General features: G+C 56.7%; 23 protein-coding genes. 22 read left to right on the forward strand and 1 reads right to left on the reverse strand.

The annotated features are described in order from the left end of the window. Window positions 1-22 precede the first annotated feature (22 nt). The gene (locus tag ACZ5IU_RS14845; protein ID WP_464418687.1) at window positions 23-988 is read right to left on the reverse strand and encodes a TAXI family TRAP transporter solute-binding subunit; all 966 of its coding nucleotides are present in this window, start codon (window positions 986-988) and stop codon (window positions 23-25) included. Window positions 989-1,217: 229 nt separating this feature from the next. Here ACZ5IU_RS14845 and ACZ5IU_RS14850 point away from each other — a divergent pair, with 229 nt between their 5' ends. The 22 genes from ACZ5IU_RS14850 (at window position 1,218) to glmS (ending at window position 26,086) form a co-directional block, all read left to right on the forward strand. Continuing rightward, window positions 1,218-1,799, forward strand: a complete 582-nt coding sequence (locus ACZ5IU_RS14850) for a HutP family protein (protein WP_464418689.1) — start codon at window positions 1,218-1,220, stop codon at window positions 1,797-1,799. A gap of 80 nt (window positions 1,800-1,879) precedes the next feature. Continuing rightward, window positions 1,880-2,119, forward strand: a complete 240-nt coding sequence (rpmE, locus tag ACZ5IU_RS14855; RefSeq protein ID WP_464418691.1) for a 50S ribosomal protein L31 — start codon at window positions 1,880-1,882, stop codon at window positions 2,117-2,119. 40 nt (window positions 2,120-2,159) lie between these two features. After that, entirely contained in the window at window positions 2,160-2,861 is a 702-nt protein-coding gene (gene thyX / locus ACZ5IU_RS14860; RefSeq protein ID WP_464418693.1) for an FAD-dependent thymidylate synthase, read from the forward strand. A 23-nt stretch (window positions 2,862-2,884) separates the two neighbouring features. Beyond that, entirely contained in the window at window positions 2,885-3,805 is a 921-nt protein-coding gene (locus tag ACZ5IU_RS14865; RefSeq protein WP_464418695.1) for a DUF1385 domain-containing protein, read from the forward strand. Beyond that, on the forward strand, window positions 3,802-4,881 hold the full coding sequence (gene prfA, locus ACZ5IU_RS14870; RefSeq protein ID WP_464418697.1) for a peptide chain release factor 1: 1,080 nt from the start codon (window positions 3,802-3,804) through the stop codon (window positions 4,879-4,881). Before ACZ5IU_RS14865 ends, prfA begins: the two co-directional genes overlap by 4 nt. Next, window positions 4,865-5,734, forward strand: a complete 870-nt coding sequence (prmC, locus tag ACZ5IU_RS14875) for a peptide chain release factor N(5)-glutamine methyltransferase (protein ID WP_464418699.1) — start codon at window positions 4,865-4,867, stop codon at window positions 5,732-5,734. Before prfA ends, prmC begins: the two co-directional genes overlap by 17 nt. 61 nt (window positions 5,735-5,795) lie before the next feature. Beyond that, window positions 5,796-6,983: a thioredoxin-disulfide reductase gene (gene trxB, locus ACZ5IU_RS14880; protein WP_464418701.1), complete on the forward strand. Its 1,188-nt coding sequence runs from the start codon at window positions 5,796-5,798 to the stop codon at window positions 6,981-6,983. Window positions 6,984-7,050: 67 nt separating this feature from the next. Then, window positions 7,051-7,983, forward strand: a complete 933-nt coding sequence (locus tag ACZ5IU_RS14885; protein WP_464418703.1) for a 1-phosphofructokinase family hexose kinase — start codon at window positions 7,051-7,053, stop codon at window positions 7,981-7,983. Between the two features lie 70 nt (window positions 7,984-8,053). Continuing rightward, window positions 8,054-8,518 carry a flagellar export chaperone FliS gene (gene fliS, locus ACZ5IU_RS14890; RefSeq protein WP_464418705.1) on the forward strand — a complete coding sequence of 155 codons (465 nt, stop codon included), beginning with the start codon at window positions 8,054-8,056 and terminating at the stop codon, window positions 8,516-8,518. Then, a complete protein-coding gene (gene flgN / locus ACZ5IU_RS14895; protein ID WP_464418707.1) occupies window positions 8,508-8,975 on the forward strand; it encodes a flagellar export chaperone FlgN in 468 nt (155 codons plus the stop codon). The genes fliS and flgN overlap by 11 nt, the downstream gene beginning before the upstream one ends. Window positions 8,976-9,174: 199 nt before the next feature. Then, on the forward strand, window positions 9,175-10,092 hold the full coding sequence (locus tag ACZ5IU_RS14900; protein ID WP_464421953.1) for a M48 family metallopeptidase: 918 nt from the start codon (window positions 9,175-9,177) through the stop codon (window positions 10,090-10,092). 67 nt (window positions 10,093-10,159) lie between these two features. After that, complete coding sequence (dnaX, locus tag ACZ5IU_RS14905; protein ID WP_464418709.1) at window positions 10,160-11,950, forward strand: DNA polymerase III subunit gamma/tau; 1,791 nt, start codon at window positions 10,160-10,162, stop codon at window positions 11,948-11,950. Then, complete coding sequence (dnaE, locus tag ACZ5IU_RS14910; protein ID WP_464418711.1) at window positions 11,947-15,378, forward strand: DNA polymerase III subunit alpha; 3,432 nt, start codon at window positions 11,947-11,949, stop codon at window positions 15,376-15,378. The genes dnaX and dnaE overlap by 4 nt, the downstream gene beginning before the upstream one ends. 27 nt (window positions 15,379-15,405) lie before the next feature. Further along, window positions 15,406-17,163, forward strand: coding sequence for a pyruvate kinase (pyk, locus tag ACZ5IU_RS14915; protein WP_464418713.1), 1,758 nt, complete (start codon window positions 15,406-15,408; stop codon window positions 17,161-17,163). A gap of 41 nt (window positions 17,164-17,204) precedes the next feature. Next, window positions 17,205-17,750 carry an NUDIX hydrolase gene (locus tag ACZ5IU_RS14920; protein WP_464418715.1) on the forward strand — a complete coding sequence of 182 codons (546 nt, stop codon included), beginning with the start codon at window positions 17,205-17,207 and terminating at the stop codon, window positions 17,748-17,750. Continuing rightward, window positions 17,747-18,595: a deoxyribonuclease IV gene (locus tag ACZ5IU_RS14925; RefSeq protein ID WP_464418717.1), complete on the forward strand. Its 849-nt coding sequence runs from the start codon at window positions 17,747-17,749 to the stop codon at window positions 18,593-18,595. Before ACZ5IU_RS14920 ends, ACZ5IU_RS14925 begins: the two co-directional genes overlap by 4 nt. Then, entirely contained in the window at window positions 18,592-19,668 is a 1,077-nt protein-coding gene (locus ACZ5IU_RS14930) for an alanine racemase (protein ID WP_464418719.1), read from the forward strand. The genes ACZ5IU_RS14925 and ACZ5IU_RS14930 overlap by 4 nt, the downstream gene beginning before the upstream one ends. A gap of 15 nt (window positions 19,669-19,683) precedes the next feature. Continuing rightward, complete coding sequence (cdaA, locus tag ACZ5IU_RS14935; RefSeq protein WP_464418721.1) at window positions 19,684-20,499, forward strand: diadenylate cyclase CdaA; 816 nt, start codon at window positions 19,684-19,686, stop codon at window positions 20,497-20,499. Window positions 20,500-20,504: 5 nt separating this feature from the next. After that, a complete protein-coding gene (locus tag ACZ5IU_RS14940) occupies window positions 20,505-21,734 on the forward strand; it encodes a CdaR family protein (protein ID WP_464418723.1) in 1,230 nt (409 codons plus the stop codon). A gap of 30 nt (window positions 21,735-21,764) precedes the next feature. After that, window positions 21,765-23,162: a phosphoglucosamine mutase gene (glmM, locus tag ACZ5IU_RS14945; RefSeq protein WP_464418725.1), complete on the forward strand. Its 1,398-nt coding sequence runs from the start codon at window positions 21,765-21,767 to the stop codon at window positions 23,160-23,162. Continuing rightward, on the forward strand, window positions 23,159-24,037 hold the full coding sequence (galU, locus tag ACZ5IU_RS14950) for a UTP--glucose-1-phosphate uridylyltransferase GalU (protein ID WP_464418727.1): 879 nt from the start codon (window positions 23,159-23,161) through the stop codon (window positions 24,035-24,037). The genes glmM and galU overlap by 4 nt, the downstream gene beginning before the upstream one ends. A gap of 222 nt (window positions 24,038-24,259) precedes the next feature. Continuing rightward, entirely contained in the window at window positions 24,260-26,086 is a 1,827-nt protein-coding gene (gene glmS / locus ACZ5IU_RS14955; RefSeq protein WP_464418729.1) for a glutamine--fructose-6-phosphate transaminase (isomerizing), read from the forward strand. Window positions 26,087-26,144 lie beyond the last annotated feature (58 nt).

Here is a 26,144-nt window from a genome sequence, read left to right on the forward strand (position 1 = left end):
TTCCCGTTCACGCTTTCGCGCATTAATCTTTCATCAGCTCAGGAGGCTTCATCCCGGACTCAATGTAGAATCTGGCAGCTCCGGGATGAACCGGGACGGAGATTCCTCTGAGCGCGTTCTTCAAAGAGAGCAGCTTCGCTTTTTCGTGAACTTTGTACAGTTCGTCTGCGTGGGTCCAGAGAGTTTTTGTGACGCTGTAGACGACCGAGTCGGGCAGTTTCGCGTCACAGACGAGAAGGGCCAGTACCGCAGGAGTGGCGACATCCCGAAGCATTCCGCGGTACGTTCCCGCCGGGATGACGCTCTTTACGAAAAAAGGGTATTTTTCGGTAAGTGCGGTCATGAATGCGTCATTAAAGGAAACCATGTCGATTTCCGTCATCTGGGCAAGATCAAGGACCGAAGATGTCGGATAGCCCGCGACGACGAATCCGACATCAATCTGGGCATCCTTGAATCGCTGTGTCGTTGTGTTGAAATCGAGAAATTCAGCTTTCAGATCGGCGAACTTCAATCCCGCGATATCGAGAATCGCCGACACGTCTCCCTGGACGCCCGATCCGGGAGCGCCGACCGAGACTCGCTTTCCACGGATATCCGCTATGTCTCTCACGCCGCTGTTCTTGCGCGTGAAGCAATGGACATGCTCGGGATAGAGGGAAGCGACAACCCGGATATTGCCGTGCGCTTCTCTGAAAGGTTTCATCCCCTTCGCCCCCCAGTAGGCGATATCGTTTTGTGCGAACGCCATCTCGACCTGGTGCGCTCCGATCAGATTGATGTTCGCGACAGAGGCATTCCCCGTTTCGACTGTAACCTGAATATCTTCGAGGTAGCGGTTCAGAATCTCGGCAATTCCGCGACCCAGAGGATAATACGTTCCACCGGTGCCGCCTGTCGCGATCGAAAGGAACGTCTTGGCCTCCGATGTCTTCGCGAAGAAGGCGAAAAAAAGAAGCATCGCGAGTACCGGTGCGTATTTCTTCATGGAAAATTCCTCCTTGCCCACATGTCGTCTGACTTTTTCTGCCGGGATTCCGGAAAAAAACTGCCGGGATTGTCCCGAATGACGAAAAAGAGTATAGGACTTCAGGATGAGTGCTTCAAGCTGAAAGGATACTGCTGAGTCTCCACAAACGATATTGCATTTTCGGTTTATAAACATCTTTTTATTGATAATGCGTTATAATATCACAAGAGGGGAGAGTGGGCGCGTCGTGATCTGGAAACGGATTTTTACGTCCCAGGCGGTTGAAGAACGACAGGGGGGCGACGAAATGACCGATGCCGGCGAGACAGAAAACGTCGGCGAGGAAGGGCAGCGGGAGAGACTTCGAAACGAGGGGAAGCCTTCGCCTGTTCTTGAACTGACGGTTCGTGTCCGCCTCGACGATGAGAATCAGGTTGGGCGCGCCGCTCTTCTGCTGGCGGCCACGACGACGGAAGAATCCGAAAACCGCTTTCGGCGGGATCTTGCGCAGTGCAACTGGAAATCGGTCGCGACCGAAGTTGGCGGACTCGCGGGAGATCTTCCCCAGAAGATAACGAGAGCCCTGGTCGGAGCCTCCCTGAATGCGGGCGTCGTCGAGAAGAAGCGCGGAGAAATGCATGCGCTCATGCATGCTGCCGTCGAGGCTCTCGACGGCTTTCTAGCCGTCGGCATGCTCGAAGCGAGTGTGGGGGCTAAAATAGCGATTGTCCGCAATTCGCGGTGGATTGCGGTTGCGGTTATGGGCGATACGGCGTATCATGCTGTGGCTCATCATGAAAGATGCGGGCTGGGAGTTATGCACATCTGACGGATTGTTTTCCATGACGGAATGTGGTAGATTCCCAATTTGTCCGATTATGTTTTATAACGCTGCGGAGGTGTAAAGGTATGAAAAAGGATATCCATCCCGATTATGTAGCCTGCAAGGTTTTTTGTGCCTGCGGCAACAGTTTTGAAACCCGTTCCACCAAAAAGGAAATACGGGTCGGCGTATGTTCCGCCTGTCATCCTTTCTTTACTGGAAGAAAGGGATCGAAAGTCGTTCTCGAAGCGGGACGCCTCGAGAAATTCCAGAAAAAGTACGAAGGAATCAATTACGGACAGAAGGAACGCAAGGACGAAGAATAGGGGAGCCTTGCTCCCCTTTTTTCGTGACAAGGGACCTGAAATGACCTGTCGTGTTTCCTTGCTGGCATATACTCCCGATGCGGACAGCGTCGTTGCGGCTGCGGCCAGGCTCTGCTACAGCAACGACCCGGTGGCGGTCCTGAAAGACGGTCTGTCGCCGGATCAAGTCCGTTCGTTTGTCTCCGGCCTCCTCCGCAGCGGGCATCATTCCCCCCTCGAGCACGCCTCCTTCACGTTCGCGGTCGACGGAATCAGTCGCGTTACCACGCACCAGATCGTCCGGCATAGGATCGCGAGCTATTCCCAGAGAAGTCAGCGATACGTGCGAATGTGTGATGCGGCCTGTATTGTCCCGCCCTCGGTGATGAAGGACGTTTCGGCTCGGAAGATCTTCGACGATGCCGTCAAAGCGTGTCACGAGGCTTATTCGGCGCTCGTCGACGCGGGAATCCCGAAAGAGGATGCCAGGTACGTTCTTCCGCACGGATGGGAGACGAGCATCGTCATCACCATGAACGCACGGGAGCTTCATCATTTCTTTGCCCTGAGGCTCTGCCGGAGGGCGCAGTGGGAAATCCGCGAAGTCGCACGGGGGATGGCGGTCGAAGTGCGGAAAGTCGCTCCCGTCATGTTCGGGATTGTCGGTCCGGGATGTGTTCATGGAGAATGTCCCGAGAAGAATCCGTGCGGTTCTCCGTTCGATTCCGTCGACGATGTGCTGAAAGGGGCAGAAAGTTCGTGATCCGAAGAGGAATTCTTCGATTCGTGTTTTTTTTAACCGCATTACTGACAGAAAGAATCCCGGTCGGCGGACAGGCGGTCATCGAAGGAGTCCTGATGCGGGGCCCCGAACGATGGGGACTCTGCGTACGGCGCCCGGACCGGTCGATGTGGAGCGAGTTCTGGTCCAGCGGGACGAGAACTCGACGTTTCCCGTGGAAGCTTCCGGTAATCCGGGGGTTCATGATGATGATCGAAATGCTCGGGACCGGAATGAAAGCCCTGAACCGGTCTGCGCAGCTTGCGCTCGACGATGACGAATCGATCACTCCGTTCGAGACAATCGTTTCCGTTGGTATTGCGGTCATTGCCGTCGTCGGCCTTTTTATCGCGTTGCCGCTATGGGTTGCGGACTTGAGCGCCCGTTTCTGGGGACTTGGTTCGATGATGAAGGACATCGTCGAAGGATGCGTCCGCGGAGTCGTATTTGTGGCGTATATCGCGGCAATCGGTCTCTGGAAGGATATCCGCGAAGTGTTCCGATATCACGGTGCAGAGCACAAGACGATCAACGCGTACGAAAACGACGCCCCAATGACGTCTGAATCCGTCCTGTCGTTCTCGCGGATTCATCCCCGATGCGGAACGTCGTTTCTTCTTGTCGCCATCTTCGTCAGCATCATTGTCTTTTCTTTCGCGGGCCACGGAGGGCTTCTCTGGAGAATCGGATCTCGTGTGGTTCTGCTTCCAGTCGTCATCGGCGTGTCGTACGAAATCATAAAGGCGGCCTCTCGCTGTGGCAGGGCCGGGACTTTTCTCATAGCACCGGCGTTGCTTCTGCAATATCTGACGACGCGGGATCCGTCGACCGAACAGATCGAAGTGGCGATTCGTTCCCTTGAAGTCGCGCTGGATACGTCGTTCTCCGCGACGACGGACGAGCAGGGCGGAGAGGTGTCCCGATGAACCTGGATCTGAAGCTCGAACAGATCGAGAAGGATTATTACGAGCTCGAACGTCGTATGTCCGATCCCGCGATAGTTTCCCAGCTCAAGGAATTGCAGGAAACGGGGAAGCGACATGCGCAGCTTGAACCTATCGTCATAAAATTCCAGGAGTACAGGAAGGCCAGGCAGGAGATAGAGCAGGCACGGGAACTCCTTCATTCCGAAGACGAGGATATGCGGCAGCTCGCTGCAGAGGAACTCGCCGCGAAGGAATCTCTGGCGACGGCATTTTTGCAGGAGATCCAGATTCTGCTGCTTCCTTCGGATCCGAACGACGAAAAAAGCGTCATGATGGAAATTCGCGCCGGCGCCGGCGGCGAGGAAGCTGCTCTGTTCGCCGCGAATCTCTTTCGGATGTACGCGCGGTTTTCGGAACGCCAGGGCTGGACGTACGAGATGATCGACAGCAGCGAAACTGGAATCGGAGGAATGAAGGAAGTCATCGTACGCATCGACGGACGTGGCGCATACAGCAAGCTCAAGTACGAAAGCGGTGTCCATCGCGTTCAGCGGGTGCCCGTGACCGAGGCGAGCGGGCGTATCCACACGTCGACCGCGACTGTCGCCGTCCTTCCGGAAGTCGAGGATGTCGATGTCGAGATCCGGCAGGAGGATCTGAAGGTCGATACGTACAGGGCGAGCGGTGCAGGAGGACAGTACGTCAACCGGACGGATTCGGCCGTGAGAATGACGCACATACCGACGGGAATCGTCGTTACGTGCCAGGACGAGCGTTCCCAGATCAAGAATCGCGCGAAGGCCCTGCGGTATCTCCGCGCGAAACTCTACGATCTCGAAATGCAGAAGAAGAACGATGCGGTTGCCTCCGAGCGGAGGGGACAGATCGGAACCGGCGATCGCTCGGAACGTATCCGGACGTACAACTTTCCGCAGAACCGCCTGACCGACCACAGAATTGGAGTGACCCTGTACAAACTCGACCAGATAATGGACGGAGACATCTACGAACTGATCGAAGCCCTGACGATCGCCGACCAGACAGAACGCCTTCACATCCTTGAAACGGTTGGATAACGAAATCTTCGCGACGATCCTTGAGGCGAGGAAAGAGGGATCGTCGCTTCTTTTGAACGGTGGTTTTCCGGACAACCGCTCCGATGCGGATATTCTGCTTTCATGGGTTCTCAGAACCGACAGAAATTTTCTGCTCGCGCACCCCGAAAAGCGTCTGACAGCGGAACAGTGCTCTTCTTTCGGAGGTGTTCTGGAGCGGAGATTGCGGCACGAACCGGTCGCGTACATCACCGGCGAGGCTCCGTTCAGGAATTGCGTCCTTTCCGTCGATCGCGGATGCCTGATACCACGACCGGAAACCGAACTCCTCGTCGACGAGGCATTGGCTTTGCCGGGCTGGCATACTTTCGTCGACTGGGGAACCGGTAGCGGATGTATCGCACTCAGTCTCCTGACGGAGAAGAGTGAGGTTTCCGGAGCTGCGGCGATCGAAGTGAGTGCCTCCGCCCTCAGCCGGGCATGGGAGAATTTCCGATCATACGGAGTCCTGGACCGGTGTCTTCTCTGGCACGGATCCTCTTTCGAAACGCTCCCTTCATCGGTCTATCCCGTCGATCTTCTCGTGAGCAATCCTCCATATATTCCTACAGGCAGGATCGAGGATCTCGAAACAGATGTTCTCCGGGAGCCGCGGAGCGCTCTTGACGGAGGAGTCGATGGTCTCGACGTGGTGCGCCGTATCCTGAAAGCCGCTCCGTCGCTGGTCCGCTCGGGCGGGCATGTCCTGATGGAAATCGGAGATGACGAACAGGCGAATATTTTGGCGAAGGAGTCGACGCCGGGATTGGTCCTGGTAGATATAAAACGAGATTTTAATAATATTTGTCGCATAGTTCTTTGGGGTCGTGTATAATTTCCACATAGTCCTGTGAACGCTTTCCGAATAGTGGCGTACGCGAGAGGAGATGTCAGCAATGGAAAAGAGGGAACTTGTCATCATCGGAGCCGGGCCTGCCGGACTGACGGCTGCGATTTACGGCCGCCGCGCCGGTCTGGATGTCCTGCTGCTCGAAAAGGGAACTCCCGGCGGACAGATCAACATTACCGACGAGATCGAAAACTGGCCTGGCGTCAAGCACGCAAGCGGCCAGGAGCTCGGGAACATGTTCCGCGAGCATGCGGAAAAGTTTGACACCGAATTCCGGGATGCGGAAGTCCGCAAGGTCGAAATCCGCGACGGCAGGAAGATCGTTGTGACTGAAAAGGAAGAGATCGAGGCGGAAGCGATCATCGTCTGCACCGGCGCGTATTTCCGCCGCCTCGGCTGCGAAGGGGAAGCGGAGCATATCGGCCAGGGGGTCAGCTATTGCGCGGTGTGCGACGGAGCCTTTTTCGAGGACGAAGTCATCGCAGTCATCGGCGGCGGTAATACGGCCGTCGAAGAGGGAACGTACCTGACCAAGTTCGCGAAGAAAGTCTATATCATTCACCGTCGTGACGAGTTTCGGGCGGACCGTGCGGCGATCGAGCACGCTCTCTCGAACCCGAAGATCGAACCGATATGGAATACGGTCGTCGAGAAGATCGAAGGGGAGGGTATGGTCGAAAACCTCGTATTGAAGAACGTGAAGACGGGAGAGGTTTCGAATCTCCCCGTAGCCGGTGTCTTTATGTTCGTGGGCCAGGCTCCGTATGACGAATCGGTCCGCGGACTCGTCAAGGCCGCAAAGGGCGGATGGATCATCACGAACGAGGACATGGAAACGTCGGTTGAAGGGATTTATGCCGCCGGAGACGTTCGCGAGAAAGGGTTGCGCCAGGTCGTTACGGCCGCCGGTGACGGTGCCGTCGCGGCTATGTCGGCGGTCTCGTACATCAACGAACAGGTTCATCTCCGGTCGCTTCTCATGGAACCCGAACATGTCGTTGCGCTTTTTTATTCGAGCATCGACGAAGGCCAGGTCCGGATGAGTGAAAAAGCCGCAAAAGAAGCGGAAAAACAGGGGAAGAAGCTTGCCCTGGTCGACGGGTATCGCAACGGGAAAATGGTCGAGAAACTGCAACTGAAGGGAATGCCCGCGGTCGTCGAACTGAGCAGGGGGGGCATCGTTCGGACGGAGATACCCGCTTCGCTCGATACGGTTCTTTCTTTCCTGAAATAACACTATATTTTCCAATGATCGGACGCCGGGACGACCTCCGGCGTCCGATCATTATGGGGGGACGTCCATGATTGTCACCGTTACTCTCAATCCTGCCGTGGACGAAGAATTCGTCGTCTCGGACTTCAGACCCGGAGGCTGGTTCCGGTCACAACAGGCCGACAGAACACCCGGAGGAAAGGGAATCAACGTTTCGATCATGCTTCACCAGATTGGGTATGAATCGACTGCGATGGGGTACCTCGCGGGGTTCAATGGCGCATATATTCTCGATTTCCTGCGACGCGAACAAATTACGACAAGTTTCGTTCACGTTCCCGGAGAAACCCGGACGAACGTCTATATTATCGACGAGAACGGTAATGTAGGCACTGGATTGTCCGAGCCCGGCCCCGACGTTTCCGAAGATGCTCAGGTCCGGTTTATGCGGATGTACACGAGAATGCTCCAGAGAGCGAGAGTGGTTGTCATCGGAGGTTCTCTTCCTCCCGGAGTGGAGACGGGAATCTATGCCGAACTGATACGGAAGGCGCAGAGCCTTGGTATCCCGACCATCATCGATTCTGCGGGAGAGCCGCTTCTCGAAGCGCTCGACGCGGAGCCGACAATCGCGAAGATAGACCACCGGTTCATGTCGCGGATGCATGGCGTTCCTCTCAATTCTCTTGACAACATCATCGACGTCGTCTCCAGATTGCGTGAGAGAGGAATCCAGTGGGTGATCGCGTCGTACCATGTCTTCGGGAATGTGTTTTCCTGTCCGGACGGAATTTTTCTCTCAATGTCGGACCGGAGGACGGCGGTTTCGCTCTTCGCCTCGAGCGATGCGCTGATTGCCGGAATGATCGCCGCCCGCGAAGAAAAGATGTCGTCTCTCGACACGATCAGATTCGCGATGGCATGCGCGTGGGAGACGACGACGCATTTTGAGAAGGGAATTTTCGGACGCGCTGCCGTCGCGGATATTATGCGAAAGGTGGAAATAGAAAAGCTTTGCTGAAGCGACCATGCGGTTTAATATTCGGCCCGGGGCGTCCGATACTCGATAGAGAGGAGTGTGAGCCGTTGCAATGGATGAAAAGCGAGCAAGGAATGCCCAATTCACATACCAGGTCAATCAGATCGCAACTGCCTCCAAGGAACAGCTTCTCCTCATAACCTACGATATCGGCATCCGTTCGTGCCGTCTTGCAGAGGCAGCGGTCGCGCAACAGAACATAGAGGAAACGAACCGGCATATCCAGAAAGCCCAGGATGTCATCCGGGAACTCATGTTTGCCTTGAATATCGATGTCGGGGGAGAGGTCGCCGAGAATCTGATGCGCCTTTACGATTTTCTGTATTATGAACTTGTCGATGCGAATATTCATAAAAACTCGGATAAAATTCGCAGCGTCCGATCGATGCTTGAGGAATTACGCGCCACGTGGGAACAGGCCATAGAGAAACTCGCACGGGAACAAAATCCGGCGCCAGTTCAGGATGCCCAGGAAAGACCTGCGGTTGCGGCAGGAGGGTTCACTATTGCCGGTTGATCTCGGTGAAAATCTGACCCGGCTTCTTGAGAAAGAAACGGAGCTGTATCGTTCTCTCGGTGACTCCATTTCGAGAGAAGAGACCGCCGTCGATGCGATCGACATGGAATCGTTGCTCCTCATCCTGCAGGAGAAGCAATCCATTATAGCCGCCCAGGAAAAAATCTTTGATGAATGGGAGAGCATTTCGAAAATCCTCTCGGTCGAGTCCGGCAGGGAGAGCGATGCGTTCTGGAACGCGGTAGAGTCCGCAGTCGGGGTCGAAAAGTATTCGAGGATCCGCTGTTCGGTATCCGATATGAAGTCTCTTGCGCTCGAATTGTTGCAAAAGGAAAAAGATGTCCAGTCGAAACTGGAAAACGTCGTTTCCGATCTCCGAAAACAGATGATGGCTATGCAAAAAGGCCGAAAGGCGGTGCAGGGCTATTCCCGATCCGCTGGGACCGTCAAGCCGTAGATTCAGTTTCCTGCCGTTGCTTGTCTGTGTCTTTTTGGCATTTCTACCCGTCTCTTCCGACGCTGCGGAACCGAACCCGCAAAAGGAGATCCGGATCGGCGCGAAGGTCGCCGAACAGGTGGAGGGACGTTGGGAGCGAATAGTGGATCCATCGGTGATCGCACGTCTCTCAATGATTTCCTCGCGCCTTGTCCCTTTCATGAACCGCGAGCTTCCGTACGAGATACGCTGCATTCGCGAAAAATCCCCAAATGCGTTCAGTCTTCCCGGTGGAATCATTTACGTGACATCTGGAATGCTCGAGTTTCTGCACAGCGACGCGGAAATCGCCGCTGTCATCGCGCACGAACTCGTCCATGCGGACAGACGACATGCGATGATACAGACGGCGCGTTCCCAGAGACTGAATGTCCTGACGCTGGGAGCGATCGTCCTCTCTGGAGGAAGCGTCGCTCCGATCGTTCTTGCGAGTCTCTTGCAGACGGCGATTACGAATTCGTACAGTATCGATCTTGAACGCGAGGCCGATTCCGTCGCGCTTGATGTCGTTGCCGCCGCGGGGTACCCTCCTGCTGCGATGGTTACAGTAATGGAGGGGCTTTCCGAAGAACAGCTCAAACACCCGTACGTCGATCCCGGTGTCATGATGGATCACCCAGAGACGAAGGAGAGAATTGCGTATCTCACGAAACAGATTCGCGAAAAAGGCCTGCCGCTCGAGCGGAAAAAGGCGTTGAACGCACTCGTTCCGTCAATATCTTCTGAAAACGGGTATCGTGTACTGTCGATAGATGGAGCGGAAGTTGTCCGAATCCCAGATTCGGAAAGCTCGCAAAGAATCATCGCATCCATGGAGGAAGCACTCGACCGATCGTTCCAGCTCGAATTGTCACCTTCCGAAATACAGGTCGTTCCGATCGGGGGCAACGGTTCGGACGGGAACGGAGAGAAAACGAATCGCTTCGGGGCGCGAAGGGTACTCCGCGTCGGCCCCAGTGTTGTCATCGGGGATCCTCTTCCCGGAAATGCGACGTCGCTCGATGCGATCCGCTCGAATCTGAACGGAGTTCTCCTCAGGGCGCAAACCCGCCACCCGATGGCCCGCTATCTCTACTAGGCGATTCGACCGCGATTCATCATGCTAGAATAGGCTCGTCCGAAATGCAGCAATGGGGGGTCTGTTCTTGGAAGCGTCATTTTACCGCCGGTATCGTCCGCAGTTGTTCTCGCAGGTCCAGGGGCAGGATACAGCCATGTTCGTCCTGTCGAGCGCACTGACGCACCGGACGGTTTCTCACGCGTATCTCTTTTCCGGACCGAGAGGATGCGGGAAGACGACACTTGCGCGATTGCTCGCAAAGGCGCTGAACTGCGAAAGACGCGGAGATTCGATCGAACCCTGCGGCGAATGTGCGAGCTGCGTGAGCATCACGGAAGGAAGCAATCTCGACGTCATAGAAATCGACGGCGCGTCGAACAACGGCGTGGACGAAGTCCGGGAGCTGCGGTCGCATGTCTCTCTCTCTCCCTTCGGATCCCGGTACAAGGTATACATCATCGACGAAGTTCACATGCTTTCTCTGCCGGCGTTCAACGCTCTCCTGAAGACGCTCGAGGAACCTCCGGATCGCGTCGTGTTCATCCTTGCCACAACGGAACCGCAGAAGGTCCCCGTTACGATCCGTTCCCGCTGTCATCATATTCCTTTTCATCGGATTTCCGTTCCGGACATCGTCGCGCAGCTCGGGATCGTGTGTTCCGCCGAGAGCATTCCGGCCGAACGAGAGGCGCTGCGGGAGATTGCGCGACTCTCTGACGGAGCTTTGCGCGACGCACTTTCGATTCTCGAGCAGGCGATACTCCTTTCGCACGGGGAGGTGACGCTCGACTCGGTCGAACGCCTGACAGGAGGCGGAAGCAGGCGGGAACTCGAACGCATCCTCGAGGAGATATCCGCGGGACACCGGGGGGTCTTTTCTCGCATGGAAGAGCTTTTTCGCAGAGGCGCTTCTCCGGTGCAGGTTTTCGAGACGCTTTTCCTTATCTTCAGAGACTTATGGAGCTTCCATTCCTGGGGAAGCGACGCGTTCGATTCTCTCGAGTGTTCTGAAGAAGAACGCGCCGCACTCGAGGCGGCGGGCAGGGTCATTTCCCGGAAGCAGGCCTCGGCTCTGATGGAGTACTGCGTAAAGCTTATTTCGTCTGCGCGGTCCGGCATGCGTACCGATGTCCTGAGCGGTCTTTTCTGCGCCCGTGTCGAAGAGCTCTTTCCGGAGGAGCAGAGGGAAACGCATCGTGACGCCTGCGTTTCGTGCGATGACGACGAGCCCCGGAATGTTTCTTCCCTGGCGGCGGAGAAAGATGTCCCGATCCGGGCCGTAGAGGCCCCCGAGTCCTCGCGCCCACTCGGCGTTCAGGATACGACATCCGGCAAAGCGGACTGGAACGCGTTTCTCGATATCCTCAGAGAACGCGAGTTGCATCTCTTTTGCGCACTTCTGAGCGCGTCCGTCGAGCTCTCTCCGGAAGAGGGGCTCCGGATACGGATTCCCGAAAACCGGAGGGCATCCTTTGCGGTGTGCGCGAGTGAGAGAAATCTCTATTCGCTTGGCGGCGTTCTTGCGGACTTCTTCGGGAACGAAGGCGATGCGTTTTCCGTATTTTGCGGGAACGACGTCGTTTCCTCCGAAATCTCCAGAACAGGATCGCGGACCGATAACAGTGACGTCCGGGACCCGACCTCCTTCACGGAAGAAAACCCGGAACCGCCGAATCTCTTCTCCGCGTACGCGAGGACGGTTCGGGAGAAGGAGCGCGGAACAGATGGCGAGCAACCGGAAAAGACAGATGTTCCAGACGGACCTTTGTTTGACGGACTCGTCTCGGAAGCCCTCCGCTGGGGGGGCGGCGAGGTCGTCCTCGTCAAGAGGACGGATCGAGAAGATACGGAACAGGATGGTTTGATCGAAGAATGACGCGTTCCTTCGTTCATTTGCATACTCATACGGAATACAGTCTTCTCGACGGTGCGGTGCGGTGCGAAGAGGCCGCACGCACTGCGGCCGCAATGGGAATGCCCGCCGTTGCGATGACGGATCACGGTGTCATGTACGGAGCGGTCGAATTCTACGAATGCTGCGTCAAGGCAGGCGTGAAGCCCATTCTCGGATGCGAGGTGTACGTCGATCCGGAAGGACACCGCTCGCGCGAGAAGAAGGGGAAGAATCATCATCTTCTTTTGCTTGCGGAAAATCAGGAGGGGTACGACAATCTCATTCGCCTCGTTTCGATCGCGAACACCGAAGGATTCTATTACAAACCAAGAATCGACCACGATCTTCTTTCACGATACGGAAAGGGGCTGATCGCCTCTTCCGCATGTCTCGCCGGTGAGATCCCCTCCCTCATTCTCGAAGGAAGAGATGAAGATGCCTGTTCCCGCGCGGCCTTCTATCGCGATCTTTTTGGCGACGGCAATTTCTTCCTCGAGGTCATGTACAACGGAATTCCGGAACAGGCGACGGTCAACAGAAAAATCGTCGAGATCGCCCGCAGGGGAAATTTCCCTATCGTCGCGACAAACGACGTCCACTATCTGACGAAGGACGATTACGACTGGCACGAGATCCTTCTCTGCGTTCAGACCAAGAATACGATCGACGCACCGAACAGGATGTCCTTTTCGACGAACGACTTCTACTTCCGTTCCCCAGAGGAGATGGACGCGCTTTTCGGGAACGAATTGCCGGAAGCTCTCGATAATACGCTTCTGATAGCCGAACGATGCTCGGTGAGCTTGCCGGTCGGGGCGCGCGAGTACCGGTTGCCAACGTTCGAGTTGCCCGACGGCGAAACTCTCGAAACGAAGCTCGAGAAAGACGCGAAGCTCGGACTCGAGGCGCGTTTCGCGGGACGTGAGATCCCGCAGGGATACTCGGAACGCCTCGCGTACGAACTGAACGTCATCAACTCCATGGGGTTCGCGGGGTATTTCCTGATCGTGTCGGGAATCATCCGGGACGCGAAGGAGCATGGAATCCCCATCGGCCCGGGACGCGGATCGGCTGCGGGATCGCTTGTCGCGTACAGTCTTCGGATCACGGAACTCGACCCGATCCGCTACGACCTTCTTTTCGAGCGGTTTCTCAATCCGGAACGCATCAGCATGCCGGATATCGATACGGACGTCTCGGACAGGGGGCGAGACGAACTTCTCCGTTCCATCGTCCGGAAGTACGGCAAGGATCGCGTCTCGCAGATCATTACATTCGGGCGGATGAAAAGCAAAAACGCGATTCTCGATGTCGGGCGCGCCCTCGGAATTCCGCTTGCGGATGTCAGAAAGGTCTCGAACTGCATTCCGCCGACCGCGGAAAGCATCGGAGATTCCATTGCGGCTTCGAAGGATCTGCAGGAAATGCGGAAAGCCGATCCCCAGATCGCCCGCCTCCTCGACAGCGCGTCGCATATCGAAGGACTTGCGCGCCACTGCTCGCAGCATGCGGCGGGTGTCGTCATCACCCCCGTTCCGCTGACGGATCTCGTCCCGATACAGAGAATCAGGGAGAGCGAAGACCAGGTCGTCACGCAGTATTCCATGGAGCCTGTCGAGAAGCTTGGTCTCGTCAAGATGGATTTCCTCGGGCTCAAAACGTTGTCCGTTCTCGAGGAAGCTCTCGAAAACATCAGGGAAAACGGAAAGAATTGTCCTTCGCTGGAAGACATTCCGCTCGACGATCTGAAGACGTACGAAATGCTTCAGAACGGTGACACGCTGGGGGTGTTCCAGCTGGAATCCGACGGAATGCGACGCCTTCTGAAAAAATTGCGTCCCGACTGCTTCGGGGATCTCGTTGCCGTCCTCGCGCTTTACCGGCCGGGTCCCCTCGGAAGCGGCATGGTGGATCAGTATGTCGAGCGGAAACACGGGAAGGCGAAGGTAGAATATCTGCATCCGCTTCTCGAACCGGTGCTCAAGGAAACCTACGGTGTCGTTCTTTATCAGGAGCAGGTCATGCAGTGCGCCGCCCGTATGGCCGGGTATTCCCTCGGAGAGGCCGATCTTCTCCGGCGTGCAATGGGCAAGAAAAAGGTCGAAGTCATGGAACAGCAGCGCGCCAAATTCGTGACCGGAGCTGTGGAGCGGGGTGTCGACAGGAAAAAGGCGGAAGAAATCTTCGACATCGTCCAGGAGTTTGCCGGATATGGATTCAACAAATCTCACAGTGCCGCGTACGCGCTGATCAGTTACCATACGGGATACCTGAAGGCGAACTATCCGTCGGAGTTTATGGCGGCATATCTTTCGAGCCAGATCGGATCGAAAAAGGAAGTCATGGCGAATTACGTTCGTGAAGTGCGCGAGTCGGGAATTCCGGTCCTTCCGCCCGATATCAATTCGTCGCTCTCCCGTTTTACCGCCGTCGACGATGTCGTCCGGTTCGGACTGGGCGGTGTCGATAAGGTCGGCACGACCGCCGTCGAGGCGATCATAGAAACGCGCAGGAACGGAGGACCGTTTCGATCCTTTTGGGATTTCATCTCGCGGGTCGATCTGCGCGTCGTCAACAGGGCGGTAGCGGAAAATCTCGTTCGCGCAGGGGCTTTCGAATCGCTGCACGACAACAGACAATCTCTGCTCGACGCCCTTCCGGACTTCGTTTCGATGGCGCAACGGTGTGCGGAAGACGAGAACCAGTGTTCGCTTTTCGGAGGAGATCAGGACGACTCGGCATCCCCCGAGCCGGATCTCCCGGAAACGGAAGATTGCTCGTTCTACGAACGTCTGGCCATGGAAAAACAGGTCATGGGACTCTATATCTCCGGCCATCCCTTCGAGCAGGTCGCCTCCAGGATCGCGCGCTTCGCGACGTGTCGCATCGGAGAGGTCGGCCGATGGAGCGGGAAAAAGACGGCTCCCTGCATCGGAGGAATCGTCATCGGGTTGAGGGAAAAATTCACCAGAAACGGCGACCCGATGGGGATACTTGAACTCGAGGATGACTCGAACAAGATAGAAGCGGTGTGTTTCCCGAAAGTCTGGCCCGGAATAAAGGCGTCGATCCACGAAGGCGACGTCTGTCTCGTTCGCGGATCTCCGGACGATCGGGGGACCGGAACCATCATCGTAAGGGATGTCGCGTTGCTCGACGAAAAGGAGCAGAATACCGCTCCGATGACGAAAATTACGATCGATGCCACTCTTCTGGGCTCCGTTTCGATGAAACAACTGTATCGGGTTCTGAGGAGTCATCCCGGGAGATCTCCCATCATGATGGAATTCATACGACCGGAGGAAACGGTCTGGTTGTACCAGCAGGATATATGCGTCAATCCCGACCCGGAACTTCGTATTTCTCTCGCGTCCCTGCTTTCCGAGGGGGCATTCGAGATTCATGTCTGATCGGTACAGAAGGAGAGCTGAATCGTCATGAATAAAGTCAAGATAGTCTGTACAGTCGGTCCCGCCTGTTCGACGTTCGGAATCCTGAAGGCGATGGCCGACGAGGGAATGAGCGTCGCCCGATTCAATTTCAGTCACGGGAAGCACGAAGAGCATCTTTCCCGTCTGGAACTCGTCCGCGATGTCGAGCGCGCGATCTCCCGTCCGATAGCGACTCTGCTCGATACGAAAGGCCCCGAGATACGGACCGGAGAGCTTGAGAACGGCCCCGTTCGTCTCGAGCAAGGGAAGAGAATCGTCCTGACGACGCGTCCCGTCATCGGGAACGCGAATGAGGTTTCCGTTTCGTACAGTCTCTTTCCGCAGGAGTTGAAGCCGGGACAGGATGTCTTTATCGACGACGGAACGATGCAGCTTCGTGTCGAGGATATCGTCGGCGACGATGTCAGCTGTTCGATCGTTGTCGGCGGAATTCTCGGCAACAGGAAGGGGGTCAACATCCCGGGAGCTGACATCTCGCTTCCCGCACTTTCGGAGAAAGATATCGACGACATCGGATGGGGGATTGCGAATGAGCTCGATTATCTCGCGGTCTCGTTCGTGAAGAACCGGGAGGATATCGTCAATGTCCGCCGTGTCCTTGAAGAACGCGGCGGTTCGATGAAGATCATCGCCAAGATCGAGACGAGACAGGCGGTCGACCGGCTCGATGACATCATCGAAGTCGTCGACGGGATGATGATCGCCCGCGGAGATCTGGGAGTCGAAATACCGACGGAGGAAGTCCCCCTCGTGCAGAAGCGCATCGTCGACATGTGCCGTGCCAAGGGAAAGGCGGTTATCGTAGCGACGCAGATGCTCGACTCGATGATCCGGAACCCGCGACCGACTCGGGCCGAGGCAAGCGATGTCGCGAATGCGGTTCTGGACGGTGCCGATGCCGTCATGCTTTCCGGCGAAACGGCGAACGGAGCGTACCCCGTCAAATCCGTCGAAACGATGCGGCGAATCGTTCAGCGCGCCGAAGTCGAGTTCGACGCATGGCAGCGTCCGCTTCACAGCATCGCGAAGGTTACCGGAATTCCCGATGCCGTGAGCGGCGCTTCAGTATCCGTCGCAAGGGACATGAAGGCGACGACGATCATTTCGATGACGAGCAGCGGAAGCACCGCAAAGATGGTGAGCAGGTACAGGCCGCCATGCTCGATCGTCGGCATGACTCCGTCGCGGAAAACCTGGAGGGAACTCGCCCTTCACTGGGGGGTCTCCCCGGTCATGTGCGGCAGAATTTTCGGCGAATGCGACGCCGTCGCGGAGGCAATCAAGACGGCGCTGGCGGAGGGTTGCATCAGCGAAGGGGATATCGTCGTCGTGACGGCGGGAATGCCGCTCGGAACTCCGGGGTCCACGAACATGCTTCAGGTGCATACGGTCGGGAGAATTCTCGCCCGGGGACTTTCGCTCCTCAAAAGGGAAGCCTATGGGCGCATCGTGATCGCGAGGAACGGTCAGGAAGCCATGGAGAAAATGTCGCAGGGGGCAATCCTTGTGGCGAATGCGACGGATATCGATTTTGTCGGTGCGATGCGGAAGGCCTCCGCTGTCATAACGGAGACGGGAGGGCTCACGTCCCATGCGGCGGTCGTCTCTCTGGAATTGGGGATTCCATGTATCGTGAGCGTGGAACGGGCGACGTCGATTCTTCGCGACGGAATGTTCGTCACCGTGGACGGAACGAGAGGTCTCGTCTATCACGGAAATGTTCGTCTCGGCTCGGAGGAATGACGTTTTATCTTCGTTTGCCTCTTCGAAGAACGGTTATTCCATTGTGGAGTGAACTCCGAAGCGAGGCTCCGAGGATCGGGGCCGTTCTCGTCGCGATTTTCCATTTCGGAGGGCGCGATTCGCGGATCCTCTTTCTGCGCCGTTCTCAGGATCTGAGCCACCATGCGGGAGAAATGTGTTTCCCCGGAGGGGAACGTGAGTGCGAAGACGCATCCCCGTGGGAAACGGCTCTTCGCGAAGCCCGGGAGGAGATACTGCTCGACCCGCGCCGCGTCGAACCGGTGTGTCCATTACCCAAAGCGCATGCGTTCGTCAGCGGATTCGATGTCTTTCCGGTGCTCGGGTTTGTCGACTGCACAAACGGGGGTGCAGAACTCAAACCGAACGAGGGGGAGATCGTGTCGTACTGCCTCGCGGATATCTCACGCCTCGACGGAGGGGCGCGTCTCCGGACATTCGAGTGCCGGGGGCGGCTCGTGCAATCTCCGGAATATGTCCTTGAAGACGGGAGTGTCGTATGGGGTGTCACTGGGACGATTCTCTCGAATGTTCTCTTCGGATTTCATCGGGAGGGATGGTTTCGATGACGCTTCTTGGGGCACACGTTTCCGTCGCGGGGGGACTTGAGAAAGCTTTCGAACGCGGAGAATCGATCGGTTGCAACGCGATGCAGATTTTTACGAAAAATCAGTTGCAATGGAGAAGCGCACCATTGCCCGTGGCCGTATGCGAACGGTTTCTCAGGAGATGGCGCGAAAGCCCGATTCAAAAGGTCGTTGCCCATGCGTCGTATCTCATCAATCTCGCGGATCCCGGCTCTCTCGGCGAGCGAAGCGCGTTGTCGCTCCAGGACGAGGTCGAACGATGCGATTCGCTCGGAATCCCGGATATCGTCCTTCACCCTGGTTCGGCGAAGGACCGGTCTGCCGAAGACGCTCTTTCGATCGTCTCGAACCGACTCGGGACGGTTCTGGAACGAGCGGAAGGGAGAAGGGTCAGAATCCTGCTCGAAACGATGGCCGGGCAGGGAACCTTTCTCGGAGCCAGACTCGAGGAACTGGAAACCCTTCTCGAGGGAACCGGATGGGACCAGAGAATCGGAGTATGTCTCGATACGTGCCATCTCTTTGCGTCGGGGTACGAGTTCCGGACACCCGAATCGTACGCCCGGCTGACGGACGCCATGGATCGCCTCTTCGGTCTCGAACGCGTCGGATGCATCCATATCAACGACAGCGCGCACGCCAGAGGAAGGCGTTTGGATCGCCACAGCCATATCGGAGAAGGAGAAATCGGTTTGTCTCCGTTCGGATACTTCATAACCGATGAACGTTTTTCCTGCGTTCCCTGTATACTGGAAACTCCGCTCGATGGAATCGGTCACGGCGGAGATCTGGCCCTTCTCCGGAAGCTGCAGGGAGGAGACGAATGAAGAATACGGCGTACCCGCGTATGGTTATCTTCAGGGAGCGGATCCTCGAAAACACGAGACGAATCGTCGGTCTCTGTCGCCGGTTCAATGTCTCGGTCACGGGGGTGACGAAGGGAATCTGCGCTCATCCCCGTGTAGTCAGCGCTATGCTCGAGGGCGGCTGCTCGCGACTTGCCGACAGCCGGATCGAGAATATCGCGAGACTCAGAGATTGCGCTCCCGCCGTTCCGCTGCTTCTCCTCAGAATCCCCATGCCGAGCGAGATTCCCCTCGTTGTTGCAGGTGCCGATTGCTGCGTGGTTTCGATGAACGAAACGATTTATCTGATTCAGAGAGAGTGCGAGCGGATGCGGCGGGATTTCCCGGTTATGCTCATGTTCGATCTCGGCGACCTTCGGGAGGGATTCTGGCCGGACGAGACAGAATCGGTCGCTCACACGCTGCTCGAATGTCCGCGCGTCCGACCGACGGCCGTCGGCACGAATTTCGGTTGTTTCGGGGGAACGGTGCCTTCGGCGGAAGCACTCCGACAACTGCTCGATATACGCGACCGTCTGCAGGCATTAGTGAATTCTCCCGTCGAAATTGTTTCCGGCGGTTCGACATCGTCGCTCGAGCTCCTCGAACGCGGCATACTCCCGGAAGGAATCACCGATCTTCGGATCGGAGAAGGCATTCTTCTCGGAAGCGACGTCACGAGGATGCGGCGTATCCCGTATTTATCCGGGACGACGATGATCCTGGAGGCGGAAATAGTGGAAGTCCGCAGAAAACCTTCCGTTCCGTTAGGAGAGATCGCATACGATGCCTTCGGCCATATCCCGTGTTTCGAGGATCGGGGCTCGAGGCTCCGTGCCATCGCCGCCGTCGGCAAACAGGACGTCGACATAGAAGGACTGGATCCGATCGACCACGGAGTCGCGATTCTCGGCGCATCGAGCGATCATCTCATACTCGATGTCGATGATATGACCGTCCCCCCGAGCATAGGAGAAACGGTCCGCTTCGCCCTGAGGTATTCGGCTATGCTCGATCTGGCGACGTCTCCGTACGTCCCTCTCGATATTCTGTGACGAAAGGACCGGAATATGTTCGATCTCTTCAGGTGGCATGATTTCCTCGACATAGCGATCGTTTCCTTTATCATCTACAAACTTCTCCTGCTCCTTGTCGGAACACGGGCAATGCAGCTCGTCAAAGGGCTTATCATCATCGCGTTCCTCACGGTGGGTGCGAGGATCCTGGATATGAGAACTCTCTCCTGGTTCGTCGGAAAGGCCCTCGGAGTATTGCTCATCGCAATTCCGATCGTATTCCAGCCCGAACTCAGAAAAATGCTCGAGGAACTCGGGAGAGGGAACATCTGGCGTCGGGGGCGTTCACAGATACGCGCCGAATTTCTGAGCCAGGAGATCCTGCGTGCCCTCGTATCGATGAAGACGCAAAAGGTCGGGGCTCTTGTCGTGCTCCAGAGAAATACCGGGCTCAAGGATTTCTGGAGGACCGCCGTTGTTTTGAACTCCGAGATTACGCAGGAACTTCTGTCGACTATTTTCTACCCCGGAACGCCGCTTCATGACGGGGCGGTTATCATCGACAGAGACGTTCTGGTGGCGGCAGCCTGCTACCTTCCACTGACCGAGAACACAGATCTCGCACGATGGATCGGAACGCGTCACAGAGCCGCGCTCGGCGTGACTGAAGTCTCCGATGCGCTTGCCCTTGTCGTTTCGGAAGAACGGGGAGAAATCGCACTTACGATCAACGGACACCTGTCGCGAAATCTGAAAGACGCGCAGGTCTACAAACTGTTGCTGCACTATTTCGGTGCGGAGGAACCCATGAAGACCTCCCTGCGGAAGCGCATTCTCGACAGTCTGGCCGCATTCTGGACGAAGGAGTAGAGCCGATGGGAGAGAAAATGAAACGACTCGACGATCTTTTGACGTCTCCCATGTTTCTGAGGGGAATTTCCGTTCTCATCGCCTTTTTCCTCTGGTTCTACGTTGGTGCGGATCGCATGGGTGATTCTATGAAAACCCTGCGTTGCAAGGTCGAGTATCTGAATGTCCCGCCGCAGACGGTTCTGAAGACGGACGTCACCGAGGTAGACGTCCACGTTTCCGGGATGCGGACGATTCTCGCGACGCTCGGTTCGGACGCGATCGCGTGCGAGGTAGACACGAGAGGGCTTTCCGTGGGAAAATACCGGCTTGCCGTCCGTACGGTCCTTCCGAAGGACGTAAAACTGATCGATATTTCTCCATCACAGATCGATATCGAGATGATACGGTTCATCGACCGACTCATACCGGTTGAGATCGAAGTTCGCGAGGGACTGCCGTCCGGAGTTTACCTGGAATCGGTCGAGATTATCCCAAAGGACGTCACGGTTCGCGGGGTCGAAAAAGATCTTGCGAAAGTCGGCGGAGCCAGGGTTCGTCCGACGCTCGAAGAGCTTCAGCGCGGAGGGGAGCTTCTTCTTCCGGTAGATATCGCGAAATCGGAGGAATTCGAGAAGGACGTCACCGTCGAGCCTAAAAAAATCCGCTTGCGCGGTGTGCTTGTGAAGGGGATTCCCCAGAAAGCGTTTCCGATTCACGTCAATCTCGTCGGAAAACCTGCGGATGACTTCGATGTCAGGACGATTATGAGCGAACCCGCTGAAGCGATGATTCAGGGGCCGCAGCCGCTTCTGAATGGTATGCAGGCGGTCGAAACCGAATCGCTCGATATCGAGGGAATCTCGGGGGACAGGGAGTACCGGGTTCGGATCCTCAAACCGGCTGACGAGACAGTTCGGGTCGTCAGCCCGGAACAGGTGCGGGTTTCGGTTTCGCTGAAAAAAAAGGTGAAGGCGAAAACGCTCTCGCGAATCGCGGTCGGAATCGAAGGCAAGAGCGTATATCCGGCGTGGAGCGTCGATCCCTCTTTCGTCAATGTGACACTGGAGGGCACCCCGTCGGACCTGGCGACTCTCGAAAGCGCCGATCTGCCCTTCCGTGCCGTCGTGAATGTCACGAACGTAATTTCCAGGAAACTCCTCGTGCCTGTGCTGATCCGGAACATCGCATCGAAAAATGTCCGTGTGCTCCGCGTCGAGCCGCAGAACGTAACGGTTACGGCGATTGTGGATTGATGAGGCTTCTGCAGGAAGGTGAGGCACATTATGGAAGGTGAAAAGAAGGTTCGCTGTCTGTTCGGTACGGACGGTGTCCGGGACGTTGCAAACAAGGGATTGATGACACCGGAACTGGCGCTTCGGCTCGGACGTTCCTTCGTGCTTTACCTCACGGAACGCGGAGTTCCGCGGCCGCGCGTCGTCGTCGGCCGTGATACGAGACGTTCGGGAATCATGATCGAATCAGCCGTCGTCGCCGGGATGATGTCCGCGGGAGCGCATGTCCTCGATGCCGGAGTCATTCCGACGCCGGGAGTGAGCTTTCTCGTCCGGCATCGTCACGCGAACGGCGGGTGCATCATCAGCGCGTCCCACAATCCTGCCGAATATAACGGGATCAAATTCCTCGACTGCGAAGGACGCAAACTTGCGGACGAATCCGAAGCGACAATCGAGGAGTATCTCGGGGATAATCTTATTGACGACTGGCGACCGACGGGCGCCTCAGTCGGGATTTCGGAGGACGTGTCTTCCGGCGGGGACGAATATTCGCAGTGGATCCTGACGCTTCTTCATGAACCGAAACTCGCCGACTGTCCGGTCGTCGTCGACTGTGCGAATGGCGCGGCGGTTCCTGTTTTCGGGCGATTGTCGCAGCGGCTTCACGGATGGAGCTTCATCGGGATGGAGCCGACAGGTCTGAACATAAACGAAGGCTTCGGCGTCATGCATATGGCGTCGCTCGCTGATTCCGTCCTAGCGAAACGCGCCTCGTTCGGTATAGCCTACGATGGGGACGCCGATCGAGTGCTCTGCGTCGACGGCTGCGGGAGAATCATCGACGGCGATATCATGCTGTGGGTTCTCGGACGCTGGTTGTCGCGTTCCGGGTCGCTCGGCAGCGGGGTTGTAGCGACTGTCATGAGCAACATGGCGCTCGAGGAACATCTCGTAGCGGAAGGGATCGAGGTCTTTCGTTGTCCCGTCGGCGACAGGTACGTCATGGAGACGATGAGGCATCACGGAGCCGCTCTCGGCGGTGAACAATCGGGACATATCATCCTGTCGCAGTTCGTCATGACCGGTGACGGGCTTTGCACGGGATTCCTCTTTCTGCGTGCATGCGCTGAACTGGGAGAAGATATTTCCACGCTCGTCGATCGTTTCGGCCGATATCCGCAACTGCTTCGGAACGTCGAGATGTCACGCGAATCGAGATTGAGCTTCGACAGGATCCGCGAAATATCGCAGTCTGCGGCGGATATGCTCGGAGACGAAGGACGCGTGTTGATACGGCCGTCGGGGACCGAACCTCTTCTCCGCGTTCTGGTCGAAGCGAAGGATCCGGACAAAATGCGCGAAGTGTCGGAAATCATTCTCGAACGCATCCGTTCCATCAACGGAAAAGAAGTCTCTCCACATTCTAAGGAGGCTGTTTCGCGGTGAATCATCGCATGACCGATATGAAAGCGCCCGTTTCAAAGTGCCTGTTCCCTGCAGCCGGACTTGGAACGCGTTTTCTTCCCGCAACGAAAGAAACGCCGAAGGAAATGCTACCACTTGTCGACCGTCCGATCATCTCCTACGGAGTCGAAGAGGCCGTCGCCTCGGGATGCAGCGATATCGTCATCATCACTGGAAGAACGAAACGATCGATGGAGGATTATTTCGATCGTTCCTGGGAGCTCGAAGCGTTGCTCGAGCAGAGGGGAAAGAAGGAACTTCTCGAAAGGGTCCGGAGCGTGTCCGAGGGGAAAAACATCGTCTATGCGCGCCAGCCGGAGCCGTTGGGGTTGGGACATGCCGTCTCTTGCGGAGAACCATTTTGCCGCGACGGGTTCTTTGGAGTCATACTGCCCGACGACGTCATGATCGGCGAGCCGCCGGTGCTCTCCCAGCTGGTTTCCGTACACGACAGGCTTGGCGGCAGCGTAATCGCGCTCGAGGAGGTTTCCGAGGAGGATACCGCCCGCTACGGGGTGGTTGCGGCGGAGCGCGTCGAGGATAACGTGTACCGGATTCTCGATCTGGTCGAAAAACCGGGACCTGAAAAGGCTCCGAGCAGGCTTGCGATCATGGGAAGATACGTTCTCTCCCCGACAATCTTTCCTCTGATTCGCGACGTTCGCCCGGGGGCGGGGGGGGAGATTCAGCTCACGGATGCGATCCGGCTCCTGAAGGACGTTGAGTCCCTCTGGGGAGTCGTGTATTCGGGAAAGCGGCTGGATTGCGGAACCCAAACGGGGTGGCTGTACGCGAACGTAGCGATGGCGATGCGCGATCCCGTGTTGCGCCGTGTCGTCGAGAGCGCGCTTTCCTGAAAGGAAGGGGGAGAGAAAAGAGAAAAAAACGCGCTGATCTTTTACCGAAGCGCCAGGACTGGTCTATGCCAGTTGACGAGGACGGGGGAGAATCGAACGTTCGGCGGATGCCCTCGGGGTGTGGAACGCGCCCGCAAAGCCTGAAACCCCGAAAGACGGGGAGCGATTCCCGGGACAAGGGACGGCAGTTCCGTGTGTTCGAAAAGGCGGTGCAGAAGACTCATGTGCGGAATCGTTGGCTACGTGGGCTACAGGACGGCTGTGGACGTCCTCCTCGATGGAATGAAACGGCTAGAATACCGCGGATACGACTCCGCGGGGGTTGCGGTTTCCAATGACGGATTATTGAAGATCGTCAAGGAAGTCGGAAAAGTATCGGATCTCGAAAGGATCCTGGTGAACGAAAAACTTCCGGGAACGCGCGGAATCGGTCATACGCGATGGGCGACGCATGGAGGCGTGTCTGTCGTCAATGCTCATCCGCACTGTGACGAATGCCGGAAGATCGTTCTCGTTCACAACGGGATCATCGAAAACTATCAGAAGATCAAGGACGAACTCTCCGACGAGGGCGTCGCTTTTCTTTCCCAAACGGATACGGAGGTCGCTGCGCAGCTTCTTTCCAGGATGTTCGATGGCGATCCGATCGAGGCGCTCGTCCGGCTGAATCGCCGTCTCACGGGATCATTCGCTCTCGTCGTCATCATGAACGACGTGCCGGACAAAATCTATTGCATCCGCAGGGGATCGCCGCTCGTTCTCGGCAGCGCGAAGGGCGAGGCGTTCTGTGCTTCGGACGTTCCGGCACTGTTGCCGTATACGCAGGATGTCTGCTACCTCGAAGACGGCGACATCGCGGAACTCGGTACCGGGGGAGTCCGCGTCTTCGACATGAACGGAAAGAGGCGGCACCCGAAGGAAACGCACATCGACTGGGATGTGACCATGGTCGACAAATGCGGGTTCCCGCATTTTATGCTGAAGGAGATGAATGAACAGAGCGGGGTTCTCCGAAACGCTCTCGAAGGGCGCCTGAAGGACGACCTCTTCGACCTCTCGGCGGAAATGAAACTTTCCCCTTCGGAAGCGCGGGAAATAAACCGCGTGCATTTCGTCGCCTGCGGTTCGTCATACTATGCGGCTCTTTCCGCAGAGCGACTCTTCGAAAGAATGGCCGATTGCGATATCAGGGTCGATGTTTCCTCGGAATACCGGTACAGGAAATTTCCCATCGACGAGAAAACGCTCGCGGTTTTCGTTTCGCAGTCAGGAGAAACGGCGGATACTCTCGCGGCGGTCCGGCGCGCGCGTTCCGAAGGCGCCAGAACGTGTGCGATCACCAACGTCCCGGGATCCACGATCACCCGGGACGTTGCCGATGTTCTGCAGCTCAGGGCGGGACCGGAGATAGGGGTTGCGGCGACGAAGACATTCATGGCGCAGATGGGCACGCTCTCCATCCTTTCGCTCTATCTTGCGAGACTTCGTGGGACGTCGGATGAAAGCGAACAAAAACGATTCGCGGATGCGTTCAGGCTTCTGCCGTACAAACTCGAGTCCGTTCTTCAGTCGTATCCCACGATTCAGTCTCTCGCGAAAAAATACGCGACGGCAAAGGACTTCCTTTTCCTCGGACGCGGTGTCTCGTTTCCGATCGCGCTCGAAGGAGCCCTCAAACTCAAGGAAATATCGTATGTCCACGCGGAAGCGTACGCCGCCGGCGAGATGAAGCACGGTCCCATAGCCCTTCTCGATCCTGCCGTTCCGGTTTTCGCAATCGTGCCCAGGGATTCGCTGTACGAGAAGACGGTTTCGAACATTCTCGAGGCGAAGGCCCGGAGGTCGCCGGTCATTGCCCTCACCACCGAAGGGAATGACGAGATGTCCAGAATCGCTGACGATGTCGTCACCGTTCCAGAAACGATGGAGCCTCTCAGTGGGTTTCTCTCGGTTGTTCCTTTGCAGCTGTTCGCGTATGCGGTCGCGCGGGAACGCGGATGCGATATCGATCAGCCCAGAAATCTCGCGAAGAGCGTTACAGTGGAGTAGGAGCAGCCTGGGAGACGACCGCTCCGGAATGATGTGACGGGGGAAAGGGGTTTCACCC

This window comes from Lactivibrio alcoholicus, assembly GCF_055390895.1.

Coding starts and splice junctions, on each gene's coding strand:
- ACZ5IU_RS14940 (WP_464418723.1), top strand. CDS start 20,505: ATGGGAGAGAAAATGAAACGACTCGACGATCTTTTGACGTCTCCCATG.
- trxB (WP_464418701.1), top strand. CDS start 5,796: ATGGAAAAGAGGGAACTTGTCATCATCGGAGCCGGGCCTGCCGGACTG.
- glmS (WP_464418729.1), top strand. CDS start 24,260: ATGTGCGGAATCGTTGGCTACGTGGGCTACAGGACGGCTGTGGACGTC.
- glmM (WP_464418725.1), top strand. CDS start 21,765: ATGGAAGGTGAAAAGAAGGTTCGCTGTCTGTTCGGTACGGACGGTGTC.
- ACZ5IU_RS14930 (WP_464418719.1), top strand. CDS start 18,592: ATGAAGAATACGGCGTACCCGCGTATGGTTATCTTCAGGGAGCGGATC.
- prfA (WP_464418697.1), top strand. CDS start 3,802: ATGAACCTGGATCTGAAGCTCGAACAGATCGAGAAGGATTATTACGAG.
- ACZ5IU_RS14845 (WP_464418687.1), bottom strand. CDS start 988: ATGAAGAAATACGCACCGGTACTCGCGATGCTTCTTTTTTTCGCCTTC.
- ACZ5IU_RS14900 (WP_464421953.1), top strand. CDS start 9,175: ATGAACCGCGAGCTTCCGTACGAGATACGCTGCATTCGCGAAAAATCC.
- fliS (WP_464418705.1), top strand. CDS start 8,054: ATGGATGAAAAGCGAGCAAGGAATGCCCAATTCACATACCAGGTCAAT.
- ACZ5IU_RS14885 (WP_464418703.1), top strand. CDS start 7,051: ATGATTGTCACCGTTACTCTCAATCCTGCCGTGGACGAAGAATTCGTC.
- cdaA (WP_464418721.1), top strand. CDS start 19,684: ATGTTCGATCTCTTCAGGTGGCATGATTTCCTCGACATAGCGATCGTT.
- dnaE (WP_464418711.1), top strand. CDS start 11,947: ATGACGCGTTCCTTCGTTCATTTGCATACTCATACGGAATACAGTCTT.
- pyk (WP_464418713.1), top strand. CDS start 15,406: ATGAATAAAGTCAAGATAGTCTGTACAGTCGGTCCCGCCTGTTCGACG.
- ACZ5IU_RS14925 (WP_464418717.1), top strand. CDS start 17,747: ATGACGCTTCTTGGGGCACACGTTTCCGTCGCGGGGGGACTTGAGAAA.
- rpmE (WP_464418691.1), top strand. CDS start 1,880: ATGAAAAAGGATATCCATCCCGATTATGTAGCCTGCAAGGTTTTTTGT.
- thyX (WP_464418693.1), top strand. CDS start 2,160: ATGACCTGTCGTGTTTCCTTGCTGGCATATACTCCCGATGCGGACAGC.